Annotated in this window: 22 protein-coding genes, 1 tRNA gene and 1 rRNA gene (1 of these 24 cut by a window edge); 8 read left to right on the top strand and 16 right to left on the bottom strand. The window is 50.9% G+C overall.

The window, feature by feature from the left end:
* The first annotated feature begins 1 nt into the window (after nucleotide 1).
* From thpR to GWK48_RS02565, 3 genes are read left to right on the top strand one after another with little or no spacing between them, the layout of a single operon-like run.
* Nucleotides 2-562: an RNA 2',3'-cyclic phosphodiesterase gene (thpR, locus tag GWK48_RS02575; RefSeq protein ID WP_174629303.1), complete on the top strand. Its 561-nt coding sequence runs from the start codon at nucleotides 2-4 to the stop codon at nucleotides 560-562.
* Complete coding sequence (gene cca / locus GWK48_RS02570; protein ID WP_174629301.1) at nucleotides 559-1,812, top strand: CCA tRNA nucleotidyltransferase; 1,254 nt, start codon at nucleotides 559-561, stop codon at nucleotides 1,810-1,812. Before thpR ends, cca begins: the two co-directional genes overlap by 4 nt.
* Nucleotides 1,800-2,402 (top strand): serine/threonine protein kinase, encoded by a 603-nt coding sequence (locus GWK48_RS02565; RefSeq protein WP_174632454.1) that lies wholly within the window; start codon nucleotides 1,800-1,802, stop codon nucleotides 2,400-2,402. The genes cca and GWK48_RS02565 overlap by 13 nt, the downstream gene beginning before the upstream one ends.
* A gap of 589 nt (nucleotides 2,403-2,991) precedes the next feature.
* Here GWK48_RS02565 and GWK48_RS02560 read toward each other — a convergent pair.
* Nucleotides 2,992-3,201 carry a hypothetical protein gene (locus GWK48_RS02560; protein ID WP_174629298.1) on the bottom strand — a complete coding sequence of 70 codons (210 nt, stop codon included), beginning with the start codon at nucleotides 3,199-3,201 and terminating at the stop codon, nucleotides 2,992-2,994.
* Between the two features lie 182 nt (nucleotides 3,202-3,383).
* Here GWK48_RS02560 and GWK48_RS02555 point away from each other — a divergent pair.
* Nucleotides 3,384-3,480: transfer RNA gene (locus tag GWK48_RS02555), tRNA-Pro, on the top strand.
* Between the two features lie 91 nt (nucleotides 3,481-3,571).
* On the opposite strand, the gene GWK48_RS11650 is transcribed toward GWK48_RS02555, so the two are convergent.
* From GWK48_RS11650 to GWK48_RS02545, 3 genes are all read right to left on the bottom strand, one after another.
* Nucleotides 3,572-3,697 (bottom strand): hypothetical protein, encoded by a 126-nt coding sequence (locus tag GWK48_RS11650; RefSeq protein WP_281359995.1) that lies wholly within the window; start codon nucleotides 3,695-3,697, stop codon nucleotides 3,572-3,574.
* 61 nt (nucleotides 3,698-3,758) lie between these two features.
* The gene (locus GWK48_RS02550) at nucleotides 3,759-4,529 is read right to left on the bottom strand and encodes an ABC transporter permease (protein ID WP_174629296.1); all 771 of its coding nucleotides are present in this window, start codon (nucleotides 4,527-4,529) and stop codon (nucleotides 3,759-3,761) included.
* On the bottom strand, nucleotides 4,526-5,614 hold the full coding sequence (locus GWK48_RS02545) for an extracellular solute-binding protein (RefSeq protein WP_174629295.1): 1,089 nt from the start codon (nucleotides 5,612-5,614) through the stop codon (nucleotides 4,526-4,528). The genes GWK48_RS02550 and GWK48_RS02545 overlap by 4 nt, the downstream gene beginning before the upstream one ends.
* A 99-nt stretch (nucleotides 5,615-5,713) precedes the next feature.
* Between GWK48_RS02545 and GWK48_RS02540 the strand changes: the two genes are divergently transcribed.
* Nucleotides 5,714-6,391 (top strand): TatD family hydrolase, encoded by a 678-nt coding sequence (locus GWK48_RS02540; protein ID WP_174629293.1) that lies wholly within the window; start codon nucleotides 5,714-5,716, stop codon nucleotides 6,389-6,391.
* A gap of 4 nt (nucleotides 6,392-6,395) precedes the next feature.
* Entirely contained in the window at nucleotides 6,396-7,127 is a 732-nt protein-coding gene (locus tag GWK48_RS02535; protein WP_174629291.1) for an SDR family NAD(P)-dependent oxidoreductase, read from the top strand.
* Nucleotides 7,128-7,191: 64 nt separating this feature from the next.
* Here the strand turns inward: GWK48_RS02535 and GWK48_RS02530 are convergent, their stop codons facing one another.
* From GWK48_RS02530 to GWK48_RS02495, 8 genes are all read right to left on the bottom strand, one after another.
* Nucleotides 7,192-8,046 (bottom strand): fumarylacetoacetate hydrolase family protein, encoded by an 855-nt coding sequence (locus GWK48_RS02530; protein ID WP_174629289.1) that lies wholly within the window; start codon nucleotides 8,044-8,046, stop codon nucleotides 7,192-7,194.
* A gap of 19 nt (nucleotides 8,047-8,065) precedes the next feature.
* Nucleotides 8,066-9,547 carry a 4-hydroxyphenylacetate 3-hydroxylase family protein gene (locus GWK48_RS02525; RefSeq protein WP_174629288.1) on the bottom strand — a complete coding sequence of 494 codons (1,482 nt, stop codon included), beginning with the start codon at nucleotides 9,545-9,547 and terminating at the stop codon, nucleotides 8,066-8,068.
* A complete protein-coding gene (gene hpaD, locus GWK48_RS02520) occupies nucleotides 9,544-10,488 on the bottom strand; it encodes a 3,4-dihydroxyphenylacetate 2,3-dioxygenase (protein ID WP_174629286.1) in 945 nt (314 codons plus the stop codon). The genes GWK48_RS02525 and hpaD overlap by 4 nt, the downstream gene beginning before the upstream one ends.
* Before the next feature lie 6 nt (nucleotides 10,489-10,494).
* Nucleotides 10,495-10,641, bottom strand: coding sequence for a hypothetical protein (locus tag GWK48_RS02515; RefSeq protein WP_174629284.1), 147 nt, complete (start codon nucleotides 10,639-10,641; stop codon nucleotides 10,495-10,497).
* Between the two features lie 72 nt (nucleotides 10,642-10,713).
* Nucleotides 10,714-12,156, bottom strand: coding sequence for an aldehyde dehydrogenase family protein (locus tag GWK48_RS02510; protein ID WP_174632452.1), 1,443 nt, complete (start codon nucleotides 12,154-12,156; stop codon nucleotides 10,714-10,716).
* 243 nt (nucleotides 12,157-12,399) lie between these two features.
* Entirely contained in the window at nucleotides 12,400-13,029 is a 630-nt protein-coding gene (locus tag GWK48_RS02505; protein ID WP_174629282.1) for a helix-turn-helix domain-containing protein, read from the bottom strand.
* A gap of 83 nt (nucleotides 13,030-13,112) precedes the next feature.
* Nucleotides 13,113-14,576 (bottom strand): MFS transporter, encoded by a 1,464-nt coding sequence (locus tag GWK48_RS02500; protein ID WP_174629279.1) that lies wholly within the window; start codon nucleotides 14,574-14,576, stop codon nucleotides 13,113-13,115.
* A 91-nt stretch (nucleotides 14,577-14,667) separates the two neighbouring features.
* Complete coding sequence (locus tag GWK48_RS02495; RefSeq protein WP_174629277.1) at nucleotides 14,668-14,868, bottom strand: hypothetical protein; 201 nt, start codon at nucleotides 14,866-14,868, stop codon at nucleotides 14,668-14,670.
* Nucleotides 14,869-14,877: 9 nt separating this feature from the next.
* Here GWK48_RS02495 and GWK48_RS02490 point away from each other — a divergent pair, with 9 nt between their 5' ends.
* The gene (locus tag GWK48_RS02490) at nucleotides 14,878-15,048 is read left to right on the top strand and encodes a hypothetical protein (RefSeq protein WP_174629275.1); all 171 of its coding nucleotides are present in this window, start codon (nucleotides 14,878-14,880) and stop codon (nucleotides 15,046-15,048) included.
* 195 nt (nucleotides 15,049-15,243) lie between these two features.
* Here GWK48_RS02490 and GWK48_RS02485 read toward each other — a convergent pair whose 3' ends face one another.
* The 3 genes from GWK48_RS02485 to GWK48_RS11350 form a co-directional block, all read right to left on the bottom strand.
* Nucleotides 15,244-15,825 (bottom strand): IS607 family transposase, encoded by a 582-nt coding sequence (locus GWK48_RS02485; RefSeq protein WP_174629273.1) that lies wholly within the window; start codon nucleotides 15,823-15,825, stop codon nucleotides 15,244-15,246.
* Nucleotides 15,826-16,305: 480 nt separating this feature from the next.
* A complete protein-coding gene (locus tag GWK48_RS02480; protein ID WP_174629272.1) occupies nucleotides 16,306-16,503 on the bottom strand; it encodes a hypothetical protein in 198 nt (65 codons plus the stop codon).
* A 164-nt stretch (nucleotides 16,504-16,667) separates the two neighbouring features.
* Complete coding sequence (locus GWK48_RS11350) at nucleotides 16,668-16,904, bottom strand: hypothetical protein (RefSeq protein WP_217451758.1); 237 nt, start codon at nucleotides 16,902-16,904, stop codon at nucleotides 16,668-16,670.
* A 150-nt stretch (nucleotides 16,905-17,054) separates the two neighbouring features.
* Here GWK48_RS11350 and GWK48_RS02470 point away from each other — a divergent pair, with 150 nt between their 5' ends.
* Nucleotides 17,055-17,378 carry a hypothetical protein gene (locus tag GWK48_RS02470; protein WP_174629270.1) on the top strand — a complete coding sequence of 108 codons (324 nt, stop codon included), beginning with the start codon at nucleotides 17,055-17,057 and terminating at the stop codon, nucleotides 17,376-17,378.
* 491 nt (nucleotides 17,379-17,869) lie between these two features.
* Here the strand turns inward: GWK48_RS02470 and GWK48_RS02465 are convergent.
* A 23S ribosomal RNA gene (locus tag GWK48_RS02465) occupies nucleotides 17,870-18,417 on the bottom strand (it continues 2,511 nt past the right edge of the window).

Here is an 18,417-nt window from a genome sequence, read left to right as displayed (position 1 = left end):
CGTGAGGTTATTCGTGGGTATACCAGTGGAGGACTCACCGTGGCTCAGGGAAGCGCTCTCCCTAGTGGAGAGGACGGGGGTAGACATCAAGTTGGTTGAACCCCAAAATGTCCACGTGACCTTAGCCTTCCTAGGTGAGGTCCCTGAGGGTAAAGTAGGACTGGTCAAGGAGAGCCTTGAGGAGCTAAGTTTCAGCCCCTTCAAGATGGCTTTCAGGGGGATGGGGGCTTTCCCCAGCATTTCCAGACCTAGGGTAGTGTGGATAGGGATAACTGAGGGCTCAAACGAAATTAGGAGGATGAGGAACTCACTGGTTAAATCCCTGTCCATGAGGAGGGTCAGGGTTGAGGAGGAGCAGTTCGTCCCGCACGTCACCCTAGGGAGGATAAAGGGGCCTAGGGGCGTCCAAAACTTAGCCCTCCTGGTGGAGCAGATGTCCGACCGGGACTTCGGTGAACAGGAGGTCAGGGAAGTCGTCCTCTTCAAGAGCACCCTCACACCCAAGGGGCCGATATACGAGGAGGTACACAGAAGGCTAGCAGAGGAAAGAGGAGCGAAATGACCGAGGAAGTTCAAGGGATCCTTAACGAGGTCCTGAGGAGGGTAAAACCAGGGAAAGATGAGGAGAGGAAGCTGTCCTCAGCTGCGGACAAGGTATTAAACCTGCTCTCAGGCCTTGACGCTGAAGTCCACGGGTCTTTCAGGAAGGGGACCTGGCTGAAGGGGGACACTGACGTGGACGTCTTCGTGTTCTTCCCCAAGGAAATGGGGAAAGAGGGGATTAAGGACAGGGGGCTCGCCCTCATTCACGAGAGGCTCTCCAAACTGAACACCAGGTTAGCCTATGCTGAACACCCATACCTTATAGTGGAGGTGGACGGGGTGGAGATTGACGTGGTCCCCGCCCTGAGGGTGGATAGGGGAGACCAGGCAATTACCGCAGTGGACAGGACACCATTCCACACTAAGTATGTTGAGGGGAAACTCAACGAGGACGGGAGGGATCAGGTCAGGATACTCAAGAGGTTCCTGAAGGGGATAGGGGTCTACGGGGCTGAGATAAGGGTCATGGGGTTCTCAGGTTACGTGTCCGAGCTCCTGACAATATACTACGGCTCCTTCCTTAAGGTCCTAGAGGGCAGTTCCAAGTGGAGGGAGAGGAACCTCATAGTCCTGGAGGGGATGGAGAGGGAATTCGACTCCCCTCTGATTATCCCAGACCCTGTTGACCCAAGGAGGAACGCTGCAGCGGCCGTGTCCCTAAAGTCGCTCTCGACATTCTCCATAGCCTCTAGGGCTTTCCTGAGGAGCCCGAGCCTTAACTTCTTCTTTCCAAGGCCTCCTGAGGGCCAAGAGGTACAGGGGGAGGTAATAGTGACTGAGGTCAAGCTAAACGAGCCCTATGTGGACGACGTGCTCTGGGGCCAGCTTAGGAGGACAGCTGAGAAAGTCAGGAACTCCCTGACCTCAGCCGGTTTTAAGGTCATGGATATAGGTATCTGTCAAGGTGAAACCGTAAAGATCTTGGTACAGTTGGAGACATCTAAGGTTGGGGAGTTCTTCCTCTCCCAAGGACCTCCCTTCTACCTAGAGCAGGCCCTCTCCTTCGTGGACGCCAACGATAAGGTCTGGGTTGGAGAGGACGGGAGGCTATACACCCTGAGGAGGAGGAAACAGCTCAGCCCCGAGAGGGTTATCCTGGAATCCATCTCCCTTAAATACGCCCACACGGTATCCCAATACACACTCCAAGAGGCGGAGGGCAATTGCGAGAGGTCCTTCCTAAGGAAAACGCCGACCTGGTTGAAATAAGGAACTTCATCTTTCCTAGGTACAGCGAGGAAATAGAGGAGGAGCTACTCTCGCTCGGGATAAACGCAGCCTACTCCTTCGGTGGGACCATCCTGGGGAAGCTCAAGGTCCTCGGTAAGGGCAAGACTGGGGTCGTGGTTCTGACCCAGGAGGGGCTAGCCCTAAAGATAAGGCGCACCGACTCCCCCAAGGAGAGCCTCGAGATGGAGGCTAAGATGCAGGTAAGGGCTGGAGAAGTAGCCCCCAAGGTAATGAAGTACGGTAAAAACTTCATCCTCATGGAGTACGTGGAGGGGAGGCACTTGGAGTACAGGGAGAGCCCTGGGGTTATAATTGACCTACTCACGAAGGCGAGGAGACTTGAGGAGGTGAACTTGGAACACAAGGAGATCGTCCACCCTTGGAAGAACGTGCTCGTGAGGGGAGAGGAGACCTACATCCTAGACTACGACTCAGTCTCCATGAAGGAGAGGGCATTTAACGTCAACAGGGTGTTAAACGCCTTCGGTTTCCACGAACTGGCTAAGGAGTACAAAAGAGGGGGCTTATCCATCCAGGAGGTAGTGTCACGGATAAGGTCCCTGTTCTGACCTCCCCAAAAGGGCGAGGGTCCCACCAGGTCTTGGGCGTTCATCTCCCTCACGGGAGTTACTCCGTTGACGGGGACTAGGAGAGAGGAGCTTTTCAACGTGCCTATAATTTTCTTTACTCCAAGGTTCATTAGGTTGAGGGCGTCGTTGGCTTCACTGACGAAGGACAACGGGGCGTGATCACCTCTTTTCTTTGCTCAGACATGGCGTCCTATGCTGACTTCCTCCCAACCATGCGAGGGTTTCCTCGCTTTGTAACTCATAGAGGTTATAGTGCACGAACTCTACGGGTATGGTATAAAGGTATTCTTAGTGGTCGAGTATAACACTTCTAGATCCTGTGCTTTCCACGACGTCGGAGTGAGAAGGAACCCAAAGGAGTCATCAACTGCCCTCTAGGCCACAGACTGCACAGTGGCGTTAACGGTGGTTTTAACATGATGAAACTGGGCATAAAAGAGTTGCATGTAAACTGAAGAAGTCCCCTTTCCTTTAAAGTATCTTCCAAAGGAGTATCCCCCACAGAGGGGAGTAACGTTCAGGCCCCAGCAAGACCCTCCCCCTTTAGGGGAGGACCTCAGGACTAAACTCAGTACCTTATCAACCTCTTAGTCTTCTTAAAGCTCACCTTTATCTCGTCTTCCCCGGGGACCCCGAGTCTCCTTCCGCACTTGGGGCATTTCCCACCGTAAATGGAACTTATCTCGGATGGAGTTCTAACTCCGTAAAAGTCTTGCCCCACTTTCTCAAACCTGTAGAGCTCATGTGAACATTCCCTACACCTGTAAACAACCGCCAAAATCCCACCTGATAGTGAAAGTTATCCTCCACAACGCTTAAAGGCTCTGGGCGTGATACCCCTAACGACCTAGAGGAGAGGTCACCTTGAAATTCACTTTCGGTTAACTCCCTCCCCTATTTTTACCATTTAGTATTACCAGGAGATTAACTTATAAACCTCGCAAACCTAATTCCGGCAAGGGGGCCGTAGTCTAGCTTGGACTAGGATGCCAGCCTGGGGAGATATCCCTAACCACCAGAACGCTGGTGGTCCCGGGTTCAAATCCCGGCGGCCCCACCTACTAGTTACCTCAGAACAGTGTACTCAAGGGCACGCACACCCTGCAGCGTGAGTTTGTCTTGACATAAGTAGATGAGATGACCCTTAGTTACCCGACCTCAATGGACGGGAGTCTCACCGAGGTCTTGGGCTTCACTCCCATTACGGGAGTTACTCCGTCTGAAGAGAGCGGGAAAGAGATGAGCTCTCTCAACACGTTGATGATTTTCTTCACCTTACCCTCGTGAGTCCAGAGCAGAGTTAACGTCACTGGTTAGCCTGAACATAAAGCCCAGTCAGGTGATCTTGAAGTTTAACACCTTTAGACCTACCAATAAAACTAACCCGACCAAGATCATGACTGCTGAGGCCGAGATGGCAACCTGAGGACCGTAGTAGCCGTAGTAGTTGTAGATCTGGATAGAGGCTGGGGAGACGTCCTTGAATGGGCCCCCCAGGACGTAATAGGCTATGATAGCTATGGAGCCGAACTCGCTTAAAGCCCTGGAAATGCTGGTCAGACTGGAGAGTATTACCCCCCTAAGCGACTCGGGCAACACAACGTAAATGAACGTCCTTAGAGGCCCTGCGCCTAGGCCCATGGCGTACCTCTCGTAGGACCTAGGTAAGGCGTCAAAGTAGGACCTCATGCCCCTGACGTATATGGGGGCTGAGACTATGACAAGGGCTGCGACTAGGCCCTGAAAGGTGTCGAAAAAGTTTATCCCAATGGACTGAAGAAACCTGCCCACTGGTGAGAAGCTCCCGTCTAGAAACACTAGGGCTACACCCACAATGGGGTGCGGTATGGAAGCTGGGACGTCAGCTAGGGCATCTACAACAGGGTCCCTACTCCTAGATAGGTAGTAAGCTAGGGGAGTGAAGGCTATTACGTCAAGCACCCCAGCCACAACTGAGGATAGGAGGGAAAGCTCAACCCCGTCCAGGAAGTAGGACGAGAAGGCCTGTTGTGACCTGAAAATTGTGAAGCCGACGATCAAGATGAAGAGCACTGGTGCTGAGAGGAGAAGAACGGAAAAAACGGAAATTACCTTTACCCAGTTCAAATGGGACCTCCTTCCACTAGTTTACCTTGAGCCAGTAATGAGGCTATCTGCTGTGGAACAGCTGTGGAGTTGAACAGGATAGCTGGGGAGAGAGGTAGGAGCCCGAACTTTGAGAGGGCCTGGGAGTTCTCCACCACGTATACCACAAAGTTCAAGGCCTCAGTGGGGTTATTGGTGTTCTTAGGGACAGTAATGAACAAGTAGATGGGAGATCCTTTCACTGGTCCAGTGGAGAGGTTGTACTCAAACTCGGAGTAGAGCGAGGCGTACTTGGGGTCTCCTTGGTTCACTTGTGGGGGCAACTGCACGTACTGGAGGCCCTTTGCGATCGCTGCTGACTTGTATATGAAGAGGAAGTTGATCTGCCCAGCCTCGAGCGGGGATACTAACTCAGCTGCGTTAGCAGCCGTGACGTTTCCACTGTTCTTTAGCATGTCATTGTAGAACAGAAAGGTGTTATTGGCGTATTCGTAACCTGCCAACTCCAGGGTTATCCAAGCCCTGAACCCAGCTGGGTCTGTGTTTGGGTCAGATATCCCTACCTTTACCTTTCCGCTACTTAACACGTTGAAGAAGTCGTACCAAGCCGAGGTGTTACCGGCCTCAGCTTGCTTAGCGTAAGCGAGGGCTTCCTTAGCATACTGGTTGTTAATGCTGGAGTTCGTGTAGGCAATGGTCAACTGGTCAGCGACAAAGGCTATTGCCCACCCTGAGGAGTAGTTCCCGAGGTACTGAGAGGACGCTGCTGAGAGCGCCACAGGCAGGAAAACCGTAACTTGGGCGTTGCTACCCTCAGACGCTATCTCCCTAGCTAGACCGAAGGACCCTCCGCCCTTAGGAGTAGGGACTGATATTCCAGTGGAGTTCTGATAGGAGGAACCTAGGAACTGCGCCTCGGCAGTGTATGCGTCGGCTACCCAGATGTATAATGGGGTAGAGGACGTAGTTGGAGGGGTGGACGTGGTAGTGTTGGTAGTGGTCTTACTCGGGGAAACGTGGTGGCTCATACCAACCTCTACATAGGCTAAAACGCCTACTATAATTATTATCAATACAACTATTCCTATTATTAGACCCTTGTTCATGCTTTACCACGATAAAGTGAGATATAGTTGTTTATAAATATTTTCCACGGTTCATATTTAGCATATCTTAAAAAATTTTAAAATGGGGATAGGTTCTAAATGCTCTACGACGCCCATTGTCACTGTTCAGGCCTTAAAACCGACTACGACGTGTTCGTGGCATCAGTGTCTATGGACCTCAAGTCGTCACTGGAAACGTTGAAGATGGGGGGTAAGGTCCTCAGGGGAGTTGGGATACACCCCTGGAATGCAGGAAATGGCGAGCTAGAGAGGGTAAGGGCCCTAGTGGAGGAGGCTGACTTCATAGGGGAGGTCGGTTTAGACTACAGGCTATCCAAGGCCGACAGGGAGACCCAGGTCGCGTACTTTAACGCGTTCTTGGACTGGCCAGATAAGACGGTGAACGTACACGCTCTAGACTCCTGGGAGGACTCCCTCAACCTACTGTTGAGGAGAGGGATAAGGAGAGCGATATTCCACTGGTACACAGGTCCCCTCCACTTGATTAAGGACATAGAGGGGGCTGGATACTTCATTTCGGTGAACCCTTCTGTAACGTTCCAGGAAAAACACCAGAAGGTGGTGAGCGAAGCCCCTATGGAGATCCTGCTGACAGAGAGCGATGGGGGTTACGTGTATAGGGGTAGGCTACTTGAGCCCTGGATGGTGAGGGAGTCCATATCCTTTATCTCGAGGGCGAAGGGGTTGGAGGAAAGGGAAGTGGAAAGGGTTATTGAGTCAAACTTTAAGAGGGCGTATAACATCGTGGAGGTATAGGGTCATGTTAGCCTTAGTTACAGGGGCTTCCAAGGGTATAGGAAAGGCTACCGTGGAGCTCCTCATGAAGGAAGGGTATGAGGTAGTAGCGACTTCGAGGAGCGAACCTGAAGTGGGGCACCACAGGATCAAGTTGGACGTGAGCGACAGGGGTAAGGTTGAGGAGGTTGTCAGGAAGGTAATGGAGGAGATAGGGGAAATAGATGTACTGGTAAATAACGCAGGTTTCGGGGTTTACGGATCATTTCTGGAGACTCCTGTGGAAGAGGAGGAGTACATGGTCAAGACCAATTTCCTGGGTCCAATCTACACAACTAAGATGGTATACCCCCACATGGCAAAGAGAAGGATGGGTTCAATCGTCAACGTTGTCTCAGAGGCAGCATACGTTAACTCCCCGGTTTTACTTGTGTACTCTGCTACCAAGGCAGCTCTCTCAAGCTTCACCAACGGCCTATGGAGTGAAGCCAGGAAGTACGGAGTGAAAGTGTCCGGGGTCTACCCTGGACCGGTCAAGACGAACTTCAGCTCCCACCCCTCCTTTAAGGGTAGGGAGATTACCCCCAAGTACGCTGTGGAGCCAGAGGCAGTGGCGAGGGCAATACTGAAGGGAATTAGGACTGGGAAGAGAGAGATCTACGTCCCCTCCAAGTTAAGGGTAGACCCCTACTTCTTGAAGTTAGCCAACGTCGCGCAGGAGATAACCTACAGGTTAGTGGATAAGTTCTCTCTGTAACCGGGAAGTCCAGATAACTGTTGAAAACGGTTACCCTTGAGGCTAAGCAGTTAGGTAACGGGTCTCATCTCTCGGCCACTTTCACTGGGTTTTCTAGCCTCCCCAAACCCTCAACCTCCACACTCAATACTGCTTCCTTAGCCTCCAGCTTGTACTCCGAAGCCTCCTCCGCATTGGAGTAACCTATTGTCCCAGTTGTGACAAGGCTGAACTTGGGTACAGTGAGCACCTTTGACAACTCCCTAAGAAGTTCCTCCGCACCGTACACAAGTTCGTCGCTATTGCCCATTTGTACTACGGCGTTTCCGTAGGTACTTCTCATCTCGAGCCCTGAGATGTCACTCATTTCATCTGTAGTGACCACGAAAGGTCCCATGGGGGAGAAAGTGTCCCTGTTCTTGTTCCTAAAGTGAGAACCCCTCACTGCCATCCTTTTGACCTTTCCGTCAGCTGGGTCCCTCCTGTAGGCGTAGTACATGTCCTCCTTCATCTCCCCGGGTGCAGTCACATCGTTGAAGGCTACGTAGCCCAAGATGGAGTCCCTAACCTCCTGTGTTGAGGCGTTCTTGATGGGTCTTTTCACAACTATCCCTATCTCTACCTCAGGCCTGACCCCAGACCTTGGAGCTAGTATCGTGTCCCTGTACCCTATGACCGTCTGCGGTAGCTTGATGAAGAACTTTGGGGACCCTAGCATATTCCTGGCCTCCTCCTTACTTTCAACTCCCAACATCCTGGGGGAGTTGACCAAGGTACAGAATATAGCAGTAGGATAAATGGGGAAGGTCAGGGAAACGTCGCTCAACTTGAGAGTCTCTCCTGTCCTCCTCCCGTTGAAGCCTTCAGTCACCTCTATTTCCCCACCCTCCAGGACCCCGAACTTGACCTGCTCTCCGACCTTAAAAGAGACTAGCTTCATATGTCTCACAATTGGAGAACTAGGCTTTAGGGTTTGGCATCTGATCCATGATGTCCCTGACCATCTTCACGAATTCGTGCTTCTTATCCCTGTAGACCTCAGTGTACATCTGTGCCCACCTTATGGTTGGGTCACCCCTACTAAACCTGTCGTACTGCTCATACCTTATCCCGGTCTCCGACCCAATGGTGTCCCAGAGCACGTTAAACAGCTTCACCCTTTCTAGGGCAGGCAGACCCTTGGAGGCCATATACTTCTCTAGGAGAGGCCTCTCCTCGGGGTTCTCAAAGTCCCTGATTCCAGCTGGGACAGGGATGGAGGAACCGGCGCTAATGGACCTCAGTATCTCGTTTATCCTGGGCAATGCCTTCATCCCCATTGAGCTCACCGCAATGGCTATCTGGGGGTTGGGCCTGTAAATGCTGTCGAGCTGTTCGCCCAGCTCCTCAGAGGCTACCATCCCGGCCTCATACATGGCTAGGTATATGAGGATCTCTCCGAGCTTTTCCTGGACGTTTATGAAGTTATTAATCCCTACAGCCTCCGCTATGGCTATGGCAAGTCCAGCTAGGAACTTAGTCCTGGAGTAGTGCTGGATTACGAAGTGCCAGTTAAACCAACCCCTGAGGTTAACGGTGTGCCACATGAACCCTTCGATCTCTTCAGGTTTCTTGTAGAATATCACCCTATCCCAAGGGATCAAGACGTTGTCTAGGACCATTATTGCGTCTGGTTCCTCATACCTGGAGGTTATAGGGTACTCAAACTCTCCTAGGTTATCTCTCGGGTAGAAACCCCTCCTGGATACGAACTTCACGCCCTTACTCTCCGTCGGAAGGGAGAAGAACACGGAGTACCTCGGATCGCTGTCCCTCCTTATGTTGGGCAAGTACCACAACCTCTCAGAGTACGGACCTGCCGTTGAAAGTAACGCCGCACCCCTGACCACTAAACCCTCGCTGTCCTCCCTGACCACTCCAACTTGAATGTAAGGGTCTTCCCACTGGGAAGGTGGTCTTGACCTATCGTACATGGGAGCGACTATAGCGTGGGTGTAGAACAGGTCCTGCCTGGCCGCTTCCTTGTAGATCTCGATGACGTTCTCCATCATCCTGCTTCCAAATACCTTTCCGAAGTAGTCCTCGGCGTGCGCGTAGAACAGCATGGTCCAGACGTTGAGGTAGTCGGGGCTCCTCCCGAAGAAGCCCTTGTAGAAGTCATATATCTTACTTATCCCAATCCTCAACTTCCTGAGGTCGTCCTTATTCCTAGGCCTGAAGAAGGTGATGCTGGTTTCCTCCCCGACGTCAGGGTTGTAAGTCTTGAGGTATTCCTTGTACTCGTCCTTCCAATGGAGGTCGTAGTAGTCCGCCACAGTGCGGACCGCAGCCCTGAAGGCAGGGTGCTCCGTCACGTCTTTTACTCTCTCTCCGTTGTAGAATATTTCTCCGTGGTGCCCATCCTTCATGCTCCTTACGAAGTCTATTCCCTTTCGGATCAAGAATTCCACCCCCTTAATTTACCCGTGATGTCCTCCACGGGAACCCACTCCTTCAACCAGGACTCGGGGACGTCCTTTCCCCAGAAGTCGGCCCTGTACTTAAGCTGATCCCAGGTCCAAGAGATTGGCTTCCACTTATCTGGGTCGAGGACCAAGTAGTCTCCAGTGAAGAACTCGAGCCTATTCCTATCAGGGTCTCTCAGATACACGTAGAAGCCTTGAGTCACTCCGTGCCTCCCAGGTCCCCTCTCTAAGCTGTCCCAGAGTTGGGCTGAGGAGACTAAGTCCGCAGCCCTGAGTATATCCCTAACCTCGTGAACGTAGAACGTCGCGTGGTGAAATCCTGGAACGTTCTTGGAGCTCCTGGCTACTGCAATTTCGTGTGAATGGCCGATCTTTGTCATCCAAGACACCATTTTGTTGCCCTCCTTATCCAGGAAGTTCTCGGTCTCCGTGAACCCAAAGATCTTCGTGTAGAACTCGATCTCGGCGTTCAGGTCCTTGACCATGAAGTTTATATGATCCAACCTGACTGGGGAAACTCCCCTATGAAGATGAAACCTAAGCCTGATGTTCTCAACGTACTCCATGTCGTAGTAAAGCATGATGGGAATTCCCTGAGGATCCTCAAATAGTACAGCGTCCTCGACCCCCCTTTCCTTATGCCTCCTATACCTAATCCCCATCTCGTCAAACACGTTCCTGGCCTGATCCAGGACCTCTGGTCTCCTAACCCTAAGGGCTGCGTAAGAGAGACCTGGGGAGCTCGCCCTCTTAAGCACAAGACTGTGGTGCTGCCCCTCCTCCACTCCCCTGAGGTAAGCTTCGTCCCCGTTCCTCTCTGTCTCTACGAATCCCAAGAGATCCCTATAAAAACGAAGTGAAGCCTCTAAATTGGTCACTCTGTAAACGACGTGGGAAACCCTAAGTATGTCTATCATAGTCTCTCATGTGGACACTGCTATTGATAAACTGCAAATGAAACGGATTTCAGCTCCTAGATCTCCTGAACTCCACGGAGGGATTAGACTTCCCCTACGGACAGTCTTAGATCTCGACCTGTATTTCTTGAACTCGGTCTTCATCACTTTCATCTAATTAAACGTAGTAAACATGGCATGAAACCCTGCAAACTAACCCTAAACTCTGGTCTTCAACCCTATGATTCAGCTCAGGTCTACGGAAACGATCTTCTCCTCACTTAAGGTCAGCATGGTGTTCCTTATCCCCTCCCTACTCCCCAACCCGCTCATGCCAACTCCGCCGAAGGGTAATGAGTCCCACCTTAACCTAGTGCTATCGTTTATTATCACAGCTCCAGCTTTCAATTCCCTTGCCACCTTCAAGGCTAGCTTCACGTCAGAGGAAAATATGGACGCCTGAAGACCGTAATCCGTTGCGTTCGCCATTTGTACCGCCTCTTCAACATCTGAGAACATCGCTATCGGAGCTATGGGCCCAAAGACCTCAGTTCTCATGGCGACCATATCGAGGTTCGCGTTTTCAATTACCGTCGGTGGGAAGTAGAAACCGTGGTCTGGCTTAGAGCCTTCATAGACCTTCCCTCCTCTCTGTATGGAGTCCTTAACTACTCTCTCCATGTCCATCACAGCGTTATGGGATATTACAGGCCCCAAATCCGTGCTCTCCTCCAGTGGATCTCCCACCTTCAGGGACTTGACCTTTCTCGTGAACTCCTGGACGAACTTATGGTAAACACTCTCGTGGACGATTATCCTCTTCCCCGCATTACAGTTCTGACCCGAATACTCGAACCTGGCCCTCACGGAAACGTCCACGGCCTTCCCCAAATCAGCGTCTTTCATGACGATAATGGGATCCGATCCACCCATTTCCATCATAATCCTCTTTCCCGTTAACACGGCCCTTGAGGCTATTCCTACACCCACTGCAGTGGAACCAGTGAAAGTTATTCCCTTTACCTTTCTGTTCTCAACTATCTCAGAACCCACCGTTTCCCCTCCCCCGGGCAGGACGCTCAGAACACCCCTGGGTAGTCCTGCCCTATACATTATCTCTCCCAACATGAGGCTAGTGATAGGCGTAGAGGTGGACGGCTTAACTACGATGGCGTTCCCAACTGCAATGTTCGGTGAAACCTTGTGGGCGAAGCTGTTGGCCGGGAAATTAAACGGGAGTATCGCTCCCACAACCCCCAGAGGCTCCCTCACCGAGAAGACCAGCCTCCTCTCGTTACCCGGTGGGTACTCGTAACCGTCTACCCTATAGGTTTTACCCTCTAGGATCAGCTTTGCTTCCTCAGCGGTCGACCTGAAGAGATGAATCGCCCTGGTCACTTCAACCCGCGCGTCCCTGATGGGTTTCCCGGACTCCTTAGAGAGGGTTACCTCTAGTTTCTCCCTATCTTCCTCAATTAAGTCCGCGACCCTTAGGAGGATCTTAGTCCTATCCTTAAGGGGGAGCCTTGAGAACTCCTGGAACGCTTCTTCAGCTACCTCAACCGCCCTCTTAGTCTCCTCTCTACCTGCCACGCAGACCCTATCAATGACCTGCCCGTTTGCAGGGTTGACCACGTCCACTGAGGCCTCCGTTTCCACTTTCTCTCCGCCTAGAATTATAGGCAACATAAACTTCAAAATATAGCCCCCTTTCAAGGTCTAAAGTATTTCCGTTAACCCGTTTCATGACAGTTTTAATATAATACCTTGCACAATGTCACACTCCCTTGATGTCTTTCATGAAATCAAACGTGTAGTTTTCCCAACTAAGTGTCACGGCCCAGCCCTGGTCATCTATGCGTCCCAACGTGAGGGCTCAGGCATCCATAAAATGTTAGAGACGTCTGTCGAGTCAAGAAGAAGGTACAGGCCTCAATCCTTAACAGTTGATAAATAGTAACTTGTGAGCTTTCTATAAGCGTTTCTCAGGTGATGGAGGAAGGTCACCTTGCTGAGCCCTAAAAGCGAGGAGACCTCATCTGCGTCCGCCCTCCTGGGATACTCGAGGTAACCGTTGGCGTAAGCAGCCTTCAAGACTTTCTTCTCCGAGGGGGAAAGCCTTGGCCCAAGGCTCATCCTGAAGTCGTCAACCACGTAGTCCACTACCTTTCCGTGGGAGGAAATTTCCCTCAGCACCTCAGATATCCTGTCCTTCGTTAGGGCAAAGCTCCAGCTCTCGATCCCTCCAAAGATCCTATTGTAAATAATCATCACCTCCATGTCGTACAGTAAACCTGCCATAGACCCCTTATACTGGTTGAGGAAGTCAACGAGAAACAGACCGTCCTGTTGAACGACCTTGTTTACACCTATTACTCCTGCTGATTTCTTAAACTTGTTGAGGACACTCTTCCCTCCATTTTGAAAGATTATCCTAGACCTAAGATAATTCCTCTCCGGGTAAACCTGATAGTTCAGGGTGCTGGCTTCAACCTCCCTAACTTCACTAGTCCAGCAGTCCTCATGTTGGACTGAAACTGTCATCAGCTTTAAGGTTCCCATATAAATTATATGAATAACTTATAGTTTAAAAGTGTTGATGGTCCAATATATATCTTAATAAAATTATAATGGTCAAAAAAGCTCTAATGGGGAGAGATCTCATCAAGACGTCTATTGGCAGTTTTTATCCCTGCTATAGAAATTAAGGCAGAGATTAGCTGGAAGGAGACCATTAGTGTCAAGACTTCTAAGCTGACGTGCCCACCAGGGTTGTGGAGTATTATGTTCCCTATCTCTAGAGATACTCCGAAGGCACCAATCCCTCCTCCCACATGCCCCAAACCGTCCGCCAAGCCAAATGCAGTCACCCTAGCCCTGGTTGGGAAGTTCTCCGTAGTCCACGTATAGGAGACCGGAACCCATAGGTCTATCCCAAAGAACAGGAGTATAGCCCCTAACACTTCCAAAGGGAAGTTGTTTGAGCTCGCCATGACTAGCACTCCCACCAAGCTCAGGACAGCTGAGATGGGAACCCATGTCTTCCTCTCCAACTTATCCCCAAAGAAGATTAAGAACACTGGGACAGCTATGAATCCCAGCACCCCAAGGGACGCTATCATCCCCGCCTCGGGTACTGGGTAACCTAAGGCTGAGAGTATGGTGGTTAAACCCGCAGCGTTGGTGTAGACTGTAATGTAGCCGAAGAACCATAGTCCAAGGAGGATGAGCCACCTCTTTAAGTATACCTTGTTCCCTATGACTGTCTTCATAGCCTCTTTGAAGGAGACCTCAGTGTTGGTCTTAACCTCAATGTATTGGGGTACCGGGGGTAACTCGCCGACCTTTCCTCTAGCTATCTCCTCCATTCTCTCTACAATCCTTAACGCATCCTCTATCCTCCCCTTGGAGACCAACCACCGTGGGGACTCTGGGAGCTCATACCTCAAGAGTAACCCTATTAACGCTAGGAGGGATCCAATCCCATACATTATCCTCCACCCATCGTGCTCGAATATCCCAGAACCACCCAAGGCAAAGGGAAGACCTAGAGGGAAAGGAGCTGGTGGAGTGGTCAGGAGAAGCCCTACCCACAGTCCTAGAAAAGCTCCAAGAGTGGCGAAAAGGAAGACCAGGGAAGTGAACTTAGCCCTACCGTTTATGGGGGACACCTCGTTTATGTAAGTGTTCACAATTGCCAGGTCAGCTCCAACGCCTATACCTGTTATTGTCCTTGCAACTAGATAGTTGAGGTAGTCAGGGGAAAGGGCGTTGTATAGCGACCCGAGCCCAGTGATAGCCATGGTTAGCATGAGCATCCTCTTCCTTCCGTACTTATCCGCAAATGGGGTTAAGCCTAAGGCGCCAATGACGTACCCCACTAGGTTCCAAAGAACCACAGGCCCGAGTAACTGTGGGATCAAGGGAGAGGAAGGGGAATTTGCTCCGAAGGTAGTTATAGCTGTCTGAACGAAAGACACGTTTACGTCAAAGATATCAAAAAAGGTAAAGAGGAACCCAGTTCCTAGAATACCTATGAAAAGTGAGGGGAGGGACCAGACAGAGAGTCTGTCCAGCCTAGCTATAACCTCTGAAGCGGTCTTGTCCATAAGAGATCAAAGACGGTTTGAACGTTAAGATAATATTGAGAACATTAAACTGTTTTCATCTGACATGGGGAGTGGTTAAGGGGTTTGGGTTTCATCGGGTCTCATATAACTTGATATCAACCCTCAACCCTTGGGCTTCACGGGAGTCGAGCGGGTTTTCCTTCACCCTCCTCCGCCCCATTAGCGGGGTAACCCCGACCCACCTAGACGGGGTAGCGTCTAAGTGGGGGAACCCGCACATCTTGGGCTGTCCATATACAAGCCTTTCGGGATACATACCCACATCCGGCATTATGCAGAAATGTCAGTATGGAGTTATATAAACTTAATACTCTCACTGAAACTGCTTACCACGGCCCAGTCTGACCTCCTCACTGCCCTGAAGGGCGAGGGTTCCACCAGGGTTAAAGCGTTACTCCCCTTTGTGGGAGCTACTCCGTTTGACGTTACTAGAGGAGAAAGGCTTCTTTAGTGAGCATACGGTTTTCTCTATTCCTTTCTTCATTACGTTTAAAGCTCCGTTGACGTCGCTGTGAAGTCTGTTACCTATTGGGCAGCTGACGACCTCCTAGGACGTCTCCTCACTCCAATGTCGTGGAAAGCAAAGAGCCTAGAAGTGTTATACTCGACAACGAGGAATACCTTTATGCTACACTCGTAGAGCTTATTAATCCTTAAGCTCCTTGACGCACTCCTTCACCTTCTCGTACTTATTGCTCCCCACCCCGTACAGTTTCTCGCTGAAGGACAAAAGTGCACTGATCAAGTCCTCTACCAGCTCCTGCCCTAGCGTCTTGTCCTCCTCCAACACTTCGACTTCGCAGTTGTGGGCCCCACACACCTCCTCCATTACCTCAAAACCGAACGTGAGTAGCCTGTCCCTAGACGCAATGACTACCTTAGAGACCTCGTTGTCGAGGACCATCCTTAGAAGTTTTTGGAACCCCTTCCTCTTCATGTCGAGGCCTGAGCCGACGTCAGTGATGACTAGGTCGTACTCCTTCACCTTTTCCTGGAGGAAAGAGACCTGTCTGACTAGCTCGTCCTTCTCCTTGTTTGAGGACACCCTAGCGTAGAGGACTACCTTCCTCTTCTTCACCACACCCATCAACCTCTCCACGTCCTCCTCCCTAAACCTCCACTTACCTGTCTCTAGGACTACTGGCTTAATCTTACCCTGTTTGACGTAAGTCCAGAGTGTGGTGTAGGTTATGCCTAGCCTCTCGCATACCTCCTTTGGTCTAAGCATCGTATAAGATAGCGATATGAGACGATATAAACTTAATTAGATCACTGAAACTGTTGACTACGGCATCTCATAAGCAAAGCCCCTCATGACCTAATAGGTGTAACTCTCCTTAGCTCTCAGGTGGAAAAGCAGGTCCACGGCTCTGGTTAACCCAAAGTCCCGACCCACCTCTCTCCACATCAGACCTCACTATGAAGCCAGGCCCGTGCCATACCCCCTTTGGAGACAAGGAGAGGTTAACAGTGTCATTGGAGATCCTAAGACTCTCTATTTTGGATATTACGTCACCCCTCCAGTTCACCGGGTAGGTTATGGGGTGAACCCCGATTTCTGTGGGGGTTTCTCAAGAACTCAGCAATCCCAACTCTGTCCCAACACGGTCTCTTTGTCGTGCAAGTAAACAAGGTTCTCTTCCTCGACTCCCTCACTTCCATGGTGTACCGGAGAGCTCTAACCTTAAACATGCTACCGTTTTTCGTCTCATACCTCCCTGGGAACTACAACTAGACGAGAGGTCTCGCCTGCTCTCTCCTTAACCCCACTCTCTGACCCCTCGTCTAGAACTATCCAGATCTCGTGGGGCACTCTCAAGGAGTACCTGCGCTCCAGTTCCCTATGCCAGAAGTCCAAGGATTTCACCGTTATCTCGACAGTCTTGACGTTCTTTCCAGAGGTCACCACTTGATGGATCGCCTCCTAGCCCAATTTCAGGTTCCTCAGTTCCTTAACGTTATTTTCAGGGCTCCGCTCTGAAAGGACAAGTTTAGACGCGCCAACCTTCCTGCTTTAGGAAGGGTCATGAACCAACCTGACTTCACTAGATCGAGCTCTTAGTTAAACCCCTAGCTCGGGTACAGGAAGGCCATGAACGGGGACGATGGCAACCCTACAGACTCGTACTTAGACGTAAGCTTAACTCTCCTCACCACCTCGTTGTAGACCTCTACAGTAAAATTCTCGTAGATAGGTAAAAGTTGCATAAGATGGGAGGTCAGAATTACATAAAAGTTTGCCAGAACATATAATCTCTGTAATAATGTGACCTCTCCGTGAGGTATAATTTGAACGGACGACTTCAAGAAGTTTACATCAAACAGGGACGCAACTCTGCGTTGAGGGTCTTCTTTCCTAACGTCGTGATGGGATCCCCTTCAACTGGTGATATGAAAGATAACGTTACCTTAGGTTAGATTAGAAAAGGTATTAAGCTTAGACTCGAAATCCAAATGGTGAAGTTGACCACTTTAGCCCTCATCTCCTCGGGTATTTCAGTACTCCAGATAGTTATTGGGGCCTTGATTGGCCTAGGGTATGACCTACTTATCTTGCACGGGGTAGTTGGAGCTGTGCTTCTGGTACTCTCAATAATTTTCGCAATGAGTACCAAAGGGGTAGAAAGAAGAATGTCGCTGGGCAACGCCTTCCTAGTGATAGCTAACGGAATAATAGGGGCTCATCTGAACAGCTTCCTCCTCATAGTTCACTTAATTTTCGCGTTAGGGGTTCTCTCCAATTTTTCGGTCATGTACGGAATGGAGAGGGGCAAGAGCTGAACCCTACAGTTTCCATGAGCCTTCCGTTTTTTGTCTGAGGTTAATGCCCACAGAACGAGGACCATACGAGTAAGTTCATAACAAACTGACCTCTCTGCCCTGAAGGGATTTTGCTTAAGTCTAAAGCTCTACATTCTAAGGTTACTTCGTTTGAAGGGACTAGAAAGGAGAGAGGTTTCCTTTACCCGTTAACATCATTTATTATCCCTAACTTCATCTCGTTGAGATTGCCGTTTACGTCACTGCAAAGTCCGTGACATAGAAGACAGTCTACTACTCTCCTAGGCTTCCCCCAGCCTTGACGTATTGACAAGCACGGAATGTAGGAGGCCTCTACTTCCAGGAAATGCACATGCAATACTCATTATACAACACTTGACGAGAAAACATGACCTTACAGAACAAAAAGCACTTCAAGAAGCAGAACCGAAAACTATCCATCAAGTTGCCAGAGGCTAACCGTGACCAATTACACCCAGCCACCTAGAGACGTTGCGCTGGACTCGCCCGATTGGGAGTGGCAGACTAAACCTCTCGGACTTTCGCCCTCGAGGCTCACATCCCCACCCCATCAACCCCCTGTTCTTGGGGAGGGCTCCCGCATGCCAACCTTGCGGCTGACATGCACCGCCGCCTCTTTTTGGGGAGGGGTTCCCGCTTAGATGCTTTCAGCGGTTACCCCCTAGGGCGTGGCTGCCCGGCACTGCCCCATCGGACAACCGGCAGACTAGAGGCCCCGATACCCTGTTCCTCTCGTACTAGGAGTACCTTCCCCTCAGGCGGCGTGCACTCCTCACCCTTAGAGTCCGACCTGTCTCGCGACGGTCTAAACCCAGCTCACGTTCCCCTTTAACGGGCGGGCAGCCCTACCCTTGGAGGCAGCTGCACCTCCAGGGTGGGAAGAGCCGACATCGATGTAGCAAACCGCGGGGTCGATGGGAGCTCTCGCCCGCGACGACCCTGTTATCCCCGAGGTAACTTTTCTGTCATGCCCGGCCCCCACGTGTGGGGGCACGAGCGTTCGCTAGGCCGCGCTTTC

Origin of the sequence: Metallosphaera tengchongensis (assembly GCF_013343295.1) — an archaeon.
GTDB lineage: Archaea > Thermoproteota > Thermoprotei_A > Sulfolobales > Sulfolobaceae > Metallosphaera > Metallosphaera tengchongensis.
Note: the sequence above shows the minus strand (reverse complement) of the source record. Positions and strands in the feature narration are given on the sequence as shown.